Here is a 1,127-nt window from a genome sequence, read left to right as displayed (position 1 = left end):
GACCTATAGCTCATTTTGCAGGATAGAATCCTCCTTAACTACCGATATACACTGGTGTTCTCAGCAATTCAAACGTTTCAGAGATATTTCGACCTTTGAAATCGTTCAATAGCTCATTTTGCAGGATGCAATATAGCTTAATGTTCGATAAACATTAACTTCGCTGGTATTTGAAAAGCCAAAAAGCGAAGTTATAATGAACAAGAAAAAATGCCCAGTGTGTAAGAGTAAACACACCGTGAAAAACGGAGTGCGTTATGGAAAACAACTGTATTTGTGCAAAGATTGTCATACTCAGTTTCGGTCTGGTAGTAATGTATCCGAGGACGAATTATGGCGAGTATATCAACAAGAAAAACAAACTATATCCGAGTTATCGTTACGATTCGGTATTAGCATCGCAACTGTCAAGCGTAGACTACATAACATCAAGCGAGAATGGGTGCAACCCCCACTTTCAGGAGGAGGTTTTGTTCATTTGGACGTTACCTATTGGGGACGTGGTTTTGGTGTCATGCTAGGTCTTGATTCTGCTACAGGTTGCCCTTTGTATATGTCCTTTGTGAAGAACGAAACCGTAAAAGACTATGAAGATGCAGTGAGCAGCATCGTGAGCCGTGGCTATACCATTGAGGGAATTATTATAGATGGGAAGCAAAGTTTGTTTAAAACCTTCTCAAACTATCACATACAAATGTGCCAATTTCATATGAAGCAGATTGTCAAACGCTATCTTACCCTGAATCCTAAGATGTTATCTAGTAGAGAACTGAAATATTTAGTGGGTAAACTTCATAGAAGTAATGAGTCTGATTTTGTGCAAAGTTACCAGGAATGGAAAGTGAAATGGAAGAATACTATAAACCACAAGAGCCTGCATAAGGACGGAAAGATGCACTACACACATCAGCGTTTAAGGTCGGCGATGAACAGTCTAGAGTTTTACCTTCCTTACCTCTTTACATATCAGCGAGAAGACTGCAAGGGTATGCCGAATACAAACAACAAGATTGAAGGCACATTCACTGACTTAAAGAAGAACTTAAACAACCACAGTGGACTAACAATGGAGAACCGCAAGCGGTTCATTTCTGGGTTTTTCTTGGCATTAGCAGAATCTCTAAGTA

General features: G+C 39.6%; 1 protein-coding gene. It reads left to right on the top strand.

All coding sequences use genetic code 11. The annotated features are described in order from the left end of the window. Nucleotides 1–196: 196 nt before the first annotated feature. Nucleotides 197–1,127, top strand: a 931-nt coding sequence (locus AC1DCD_RS10220) for an IS256 family transposase, variant Zn-binding type (protein ID WP_464641382.1), incomplete at its 3' end; no start/stop codon positions are given.

The sequence above is a fragment of the Prevotella sp. C0209C1 genome, from assembly GCF_056583855.1.
Note: the sequence above shows the minus strand (reverse complement) of the source record. Positions and strands in the feature narration are given on the sequence as shown.